At 69.8% G+C, this 6,229-nt stretch carries 7 protein-coding genes; all 7 read right to left on the reverse strand.

Features of this window, described 5'->3' with window-relative positions:
* Positions 1–25: 25 nt before the first annotated feature.
* Entirely contained in the window at positions 26–661 is a 636-nt protein-coding gene (locus ACFXB5_RS39170) for an LnmK family bifunctional acyltransferase/decarboxylase (RefSeq protein WP_385217595.1), read from the reverse strand.
* Positions 662–710: 49 nt separating this feature from the next.
* Positions 711–1,784 carry a histidinol-phosphate transaminase gene (hisC, locus tag ACFXB5_RS39175; protein WP_385217598.1) on the reverse strand — a complete coding sequence of 358 codons (1,074 nt, stop codon included), beginning with the start codon at positions 1,782–1,784 and terminating at the stop codon, positions 711–713.
* Between the two features lie 69 nt (positions 1,785–1,853).
* Positions 1,854–2,111 (reverse strand): acyl carrier protein, encoded by a 258-nt coding sequence (locus ACFXB5_RS39180; protein ID WP_385217601.1) that lies wholly within the window; start codon positions 2,109–2,111, stop codon positions 1,854–1,856.
* A gap of 20 nt (positions 2,112–2,131) precedes the next feature.
* Positions 2,132–3,211: a 4-hydroxy-2-oxovalerate aldolase gene (gene dmpG, locus ACFXB5_RS39185; RefSeq protein WP_385217603.1), complete on the reverse strand. Its 1,080-nt coding sequence runs from the start codon at positions 3,209–3,211 to the stop codon at positions 2,132–2,134.
* Positions 3,208–4,116 (reverse strand): acetaldehyde dehydrogenase (acetylating), encoded by a 909-nt coding sequence (locus ACFXB5_RS39190; RefSeq protein WP_385217605.1) that lies wholly within the window; start codon positions 4,114–4,116, stop codon positions 3,208–3,210. Before ACFXB5_RS39190 ends, dmpG begins: the two co-directional genes overlap by 4 nt.
* Before the next feature lie 77 nt (positions 4,117–4,193).
* The gene (locus ACFXB5_RS39195; RefSeq protein ID WP_385217607.1) at positions 4,194–4,982 is read right to left on the reverse strand and encodes a 2-keto-4-pentenoate hydratase; all 789 of its coding nucleotides are present in this window, start codon (positions 4,980–4,982) and stop codon (positions 4,194–4,196) included.
* Positions 4,983–5,000: 18 nt separating this feature from the next.
* Positions 5,001–5,987 (reverse strand): class I SAM-dependent methyltransferase, encoded by a 987-nt coding sequence (locus tag ACFXB5_RS39200; RefSeq protein WP_385217610.1) that lies wholly within the window; start codon positions 5,985–5,987, stop codon positions 5,001–5,003.
* Between the last annotated feature and the right edge of the window lie 242 nt (positions 5,988–6,229).

The raw sequence follows: 6,229 nt of genomic DNA on the forward strand, positions 1-6,229 counted from the left end.
CGAGCGCGCGCCCGCCCGAGTGGGTTTACTGGGAGGTGGGGGCCGCCCGGGCGGGGGGGGGGGGGGGGGGCCCCGCCGAGTAGAAGCTGCCCGTCTCGCGGGCGCGTCCGACGAGGGTGCGCGGCGAGTAGGAGTTGGGCAGCCGGGGGAGGCCGCTGTAGGAGAAGTCCGGCGGCGCGACCTGGGACAACTGCCGGTTGCTGCTCGGGCGGCTACGAGCGATCCAGCGGTTGAAGTTCTCGGCGTAGAGACAGTCCGGATGGGGGCGCTCGTACAGCTCCGCGGGATCCAATGGCGCGTCGGCCAGGCCCAGCCCCGCCGGCGCGAGCCGGTGGAGCGTGATCACCGACTGGCTGCCGAACTGGAAGACCCGGGAAGTCACCTGGAGTTCGTCGCCGAAGCTGAGGCCGTGGGGATGGATGACGTCCCCGCCGCGTACGTGGAAGTAGTAGAAGGACAGGTAGGCAGGCTGTCCCTCGGAGGTGCGGGCCGCGTGCACATTGGTGTGGCAGGCGGCAGCCACCCCCTCCCAGGTCCAGTCCCCGATCTGACCGAAGATGAGTGAGCCACCACTGCACATGCCCGGGGCGACGACCACGTGGCGGGACAGCGAACTGTCGTCAACCACTCGGTCGGGCCGCGTCGTAGTGCTCTGATGCACCGTTCCCTACCTTTCTGACCGGGCTGAGTGAGCCATTTCGAGGGTTGGCTCACCAGGGGTGCGTGAGCCATTCGCGCGATGCGGCGAGGAAGGCGTCGTTGTCCTCGGCGCAACCGATCGACACGCGCACTCCCTCGCCCGGAAACGTCCGCACGGCGATGCCCTTGCCGGTGCACCACCTGCCGAACTCGGCCGAGGCATCGCCCAGCCGGAGCCAGAGGAAGTTGGCATGGCCGGCCGGAACGTCCTGGCCATGGGCCACCAAGGCGTCCCGGACTCGACCGCGTTCCGCGACCGTGGCGTCGACCCGGCGCAGCAACTGGTCCTCGAGGCCGAGGGCCGCCACGGCCGCTCGCTGCGCGATCCCGTTCACCGCATAGACGAGGCAGGCTTTGCGTAGCTGCTCGACCACGCGGGGATCACCCACGAGGTAGCCGACCCGGAGGCCGGCGAGTCCATACGCCTTCGAGAACGTGCGCAGTACCACGAGATTCGGGTGCGCCTCGCCGAGGTCCAGGCCGCTTGAGGCGGCCGGCTCGCGCGCGTACTCGTAGTACGCCTCGTCGAGGGCGACCAGGCAGGTCGGCGGGGTGCGTGCCAGGAACTTCCGCAGCTCCTCCCTGGCGACCACCGTGCCCGTCGGATTGTTGGGATTGCAGATGAGGACCAGTCGGGTGGCGTCGGTGATCCGGTCGGCCATGGCCGGGAGGTCGTGCGCGTCCTCGACCAGGGGTACCCGCACGGAGCGCAGGCCGGCGAGGTCGGCGAGAATGGGGTAGAGCTCGAACGACCGCCAGGCGTAGACGACCTCGGTACCGGGGTCGCCGACGGACTGCAGCAGCGTCTGGAGGAGCGCGACCGACCCCGCGCCCACCACGACCCTGTCTTCCGTGATCCCGTGCGTTCGCGCGATCGCACGCGTCAGCTCGCCGCACCCCGGGTCGGGGTAGCGGTTCACCGTCGAAGCCGCCGCCGCGATCGCTTCTACGATGCCTGGCAGCGGGCCGTGGGGAGATTCGTTCGCCGACAGCGGGCGCGTGCGCGCCGCTGCCGCATGCACCCCTTCGGTCGGCTGGTACGCGGTGAGACGGTCGAGGACCGTGCGGAGTCGAGGCAAGGACAAAGGGGCTCCCAAGCACGCGAGGCCAGTGCGTCGTGATCTGGCAGGTGATCCGGCGGTCGCGGGACGGACTCAGGGGCGCCCCTCGGCGGCCTCGACTCCGGCGTGCGGCAGCCGCTCCTCCAGCAGACGTGCGACGTCCGCGACCGTGGCGGCGTCCATCAGCTCGTAGTCGTGGATCTCGATGCCGAGCCGACCATGCAGCAGCGCCGCCAGTTCCACCACCGTGAGGGAGTCGAGACCCACCTCCTCGCGGCCGGCCGTCGGCACGACCTCTTCCTCCCTCATCTGGAGGTCGCCCACCAGGATGCCTTTGAGTACCTCGTACATGGCTTGTTCCTCTTTCGCTGTCACACCTGACCGGAAGCCCGCGATTCCCCGGCGGGCCGACCGCTGTGGGCCCCCTCGCGCAAGGCGAGCGCGACGTCCACGATGAGGTCTTCCTGGCCGGCCACCGCTTGGCGCTCGCCCAGCTCGAAGAAGACGTCGCGCGGGTCGACCCCCTCGCGCCGGGAGATGTCGAGGACCCGGTTCTTGAATCCGGAGAACACTCCGGACAGGCCACTGACGACACCGACGGAGTCGATGGCCGGCGGGGCGGGCATCAGCTCGCGTCCGGCGATGTCCGCCGCGTCCAGGAGACCGTACAGATCGATGCCGGTGGCGAATCCCATCCGCTCCAGCACGGGTACCAGGACCTCGAGCTGGGTGTTGCCGGCCCCCGCTCCGAAGCCCCGGGCGCAGGCGTCCACGATGCTCGCCCCCGCCTCGACCGCGGCGACCGAGTTGGCCACGGCCATGCCGAGGTTGTTGTGACCGTGGAACATCACCGGTACGTCGACGGCGTGGCGGATGGCGCCGATGCGCTCCGCCACGTCGGCCGGGAGGAAATGACCGGAGGAGTCGAGAATCCCCACCCCGCTCGCCCCGTACTCCACGAGCCGGGCGCACTCCTCCGCCAGTTGCCGGGGACTGGCCATGTGGCTCATCAGAAGGACGCCGTGCGCTTCGACACCGGCGTCGCGGAGGAAACCCAGATACCGCTCGGCGAGGTCCCCCTCGGTGCAGTGCGTGCCGATCCGCACCACGTCGACGTCGTGGGCGATGGCCTTCTTGAGGTCCTGGACGGTGCCCCATCCGGGGATCATGAAGACGCCCATCCTGCTGTTCGGCAGGGCCTCCCGCACGACGGACAGCATCTCGTCGTCGCCGAGCCGAGCCTGGCCGGCCTGGAGGGAGGACGCGCCCAGGCCGTTGCCGTGCCCCACTTCGACCACCGGAACACCCGCGGCGTCCGCGGCGGCCGCGTACCCGCGCAGTTGGTCGGGGCCGAGGTTGTGGCGGACCGCGTGATGTCCGTCGCGCAGGGTCGGATCATGGACGAGAACCGGCTTCCGCCCGCCGCTCTCGCTGTCTGCCGTCCGGATCACGACATCACCGCGCCGGCAGTCGGGAGGTGGGACGCCGCGTACAGTTCGGCGACGTGAAGCGCGGCGGAGTTGATGATGTCGAGGTTGCCCGCGTACCGCGGGATGCGGTCGCCGGATGAGGTGACCTCGATGGCGATGAGGGCCTTCCCGTCGTCCACGACGCACGCCGCGACCTCGAAGCCACCGGCGAATGCCCGGACCTGCTCCGTCGCGGTCGCCACGGCCGCGCGCACCGATTCCGCGGTCAGCTCTTCCCCCAGCACGGACATGGCGACTCGGAAGGTCGCCGGTGGCCTGGCGGGGCTCACGTTGAGGATCGCCTTGACGTCCTTGACCCCGGTGAAGTCACGGACCGCGTCCTGGGTGGTCTCGATGTACTCGTCGAGATTCAGCCGGGTGGACCGGCCCACGCTCAGACTGGCCGCGGTGGTCACCACCTCGACGTAGTCGACCCGATGCCGCCGCGCGATCGCGTGCAGGATCGGTATCGACGCCTGACCGCCACAACTGATCATGTTGATGTCGCCGTGGTCCAGGACGTCCGCCCCGTTCACAGTCGGGACCACCATCCGCCCCACCTTGCTCGGCGTCAGATCGACGAGCATCGCCCCGAGGGGCCTCAACCGCTCGGCGTGCTCGGCGTGCGACACGGCGTTGGTGGCGTCGAAGACCACGTCGAACGGGTCTGGAGCGTCGACCAGGGACTGGATGCCGCCCGTCGCGGTCGGCAGCCCGAGCCCGGCCGCGTGCCGTAGACCTGGTGTGTCGTCGTGGCGTGCCACGACCAGCCGGCAGTCGAGGGAACGCGAACGCATGATCTTGGCCGCCAGGTCGACTCCGATGAGGCCGGCGCCGAGCACCGCCGCGGATAGTCGTCCGTTTCTCTCCCTGGCTGTACTACTCATGGCTGTACGGCCCTTCCTTGTGAGCAGACCCGCCTTGACGAGCCCGGGTACGGCGTTCCGGTCGGAAGGACGGTTGCCTAGGGGCCGTCCACGTGCAGAGTGATGGAGCCCAAGCGGTCGAACTCGGCGATGAACGTGTCCCCGGGACTCATCGGGACCGCGGCGTGGAGCGCCCCCGTCATGATCAACTGCCCGGCTTCCAGGGACACCCCGCGCTCGCCGAGCACGTTCGCCAGCCATGCCACGACGGTGACCGGATCTCCCAGGGCCGCGGCGCCGGCGCCGGTGGCCACGATCTCGCCGTTGCGCGAGAACACCATGCCGATCAGACGGGGGTCGCAGCCCGCGGCGGAGACGACGGGCCGGGCCAGCGCGACGGCACCGTTCGACGCGAGATCAGCGATGGTGTCGGCGAGTTTGATGCGCCAGTTCTCGATCCGGGAGTCGACGATCTCCAGCCCCGCCATGACCTCCGCGACGGCTCCGCGCGCCTGCTCCAGCGTGACGCCGGGACCAGTGAGGGACGAGCCGAGACGGAAGACGATTTCGGCCTCCACCTTGGGCGCGATGAACGAGTCGCACGACACCGTCGCCCCGTCGGCGTACACGGTGGAGGCCAGCACGGGGCCGTAGTCCGGCGTGTCGACGCCGAACATGTCCCGCATCGGAGCGGACGTGAGGCCCGCCTTGTACCCGACGACGCGGTCGCCGTCCGCGACGAGCATATGCACGAGTTCACGCTGGACGGCATATCCGTCGTCCATGCCCAAAGCGGGGTCCGCGTCGGTGAACGGCGCGATGGGTACCCGCTTCGCGCGCGCCTCGTAGAGGGCTCTCGCCCTTGCCACGGTGTCTTCGGCCGACATCCTCACAGCGCTCCCGTCCTATCCGGCGGCCACGAACATCCGGCTGCCGGGCATCCGCAGCGGTGTGCTGGTCACGTCGGAGAACCCGGCCCGACCGAACGCGGCGCGCCATTCCTCCTCGGGTGGCAGCCGTACGTCCATCGAGCTGGAGTGCAGGTACGTGAAGAGTGCGCTGAAGCTCCGCTCCCTCGGATCGGCAACGTAGGGCACCGCGTCGGTCACCACGAGACACCCCCCGTCCGCGATCGACGCCCGACAGGCGCGCAGAACGCCGTCGAGCACATCGGGCCTGCTCACCACGTCGTGCATCACGAATCCCGCGTGCACGACGTCCGCGTCCCGCACCGGCGAGTGATCTTCCACGAGCGATTCGATCGAGCGGTTCACCACTTCGAGACGATCGCCCACCTCGGCCCGCCGGGCGGCTCGTTCGGCCTCCTCGCAGGCCGCCGCGCTCAGGTCCAGTGCCAGTCCGGTGCTGTCCGGCAGCGCGGTCAGCAGATGGATCAGCAGACCGCCGGCTCCCGCGCCGAGATCCACGATCCGCCGCGGTTTGCGGCCGGTGATCTCCGAGATGACGCCGGGGTAGAAGCCGTACGACCCGATCCAGCGGGACGAGACCGCCACCCGGCGCCCGTCCCGCTGGTACTGCGCGCCTGCCGCCGCCGGCTCGCGGAGGAACGACGTCGCGTTGTCGATGTACGGGCGGTTCGCATTGAGCGCCCAGGAGAGGTAGCCGGCCGCGTACCGGCGGTCGGCCATGTCGGAGCAGGGCAGGAAATAGTGCGGGTCCTCGCCCCGCTCCACCAGTCCCGCGCAGAGCAGTGCGTCGAGAAACGCCGTGGCACCGGACTCCGGCACGTCGGCAGCGGCCATCACCTCGTGGTGAGTGAAGGGCGAGGCCCGGTCCAGGAGGGTGGAAAGGCCGAGGCCCTCGGCGATCTCAAGGAGAGCGGCGTCAGCGGCCAGATCGGCGGCGGTCTCCCTGGAGTCGGTCCTGTTCATGCGTCGCTCCCGAATCGAGGAGGGTACTTCTCGAAGTAAGGCGTCATAAGGCGTCCCGCGCATGCGAGCCGGGTCCATGTGTCATCATTCGGCGACCCGCGGCCAAAGACATCGGTGACGACCGCCGTTACGGTTGCACCACCCCACGGCCGGACACCGGCGGGGCATCGTCGAGACCTTTCCGGCCGGCCCGGGTTTCCTGCTGAGAGCTCTTCCGCGTGCCCTCCGCGAGAGGCGGCACA

Source organism: Streptomyces sp. NPDC059455 (genome assembly GCF_042750115.1).
Taxonomy (GTDB): domain Bacteria; phylum Actinomycetota; class Actinomycetes; order Streptomycetales; family Streptomycetaceae; genus Streptomyces; species Streptomyces endocoffeicus.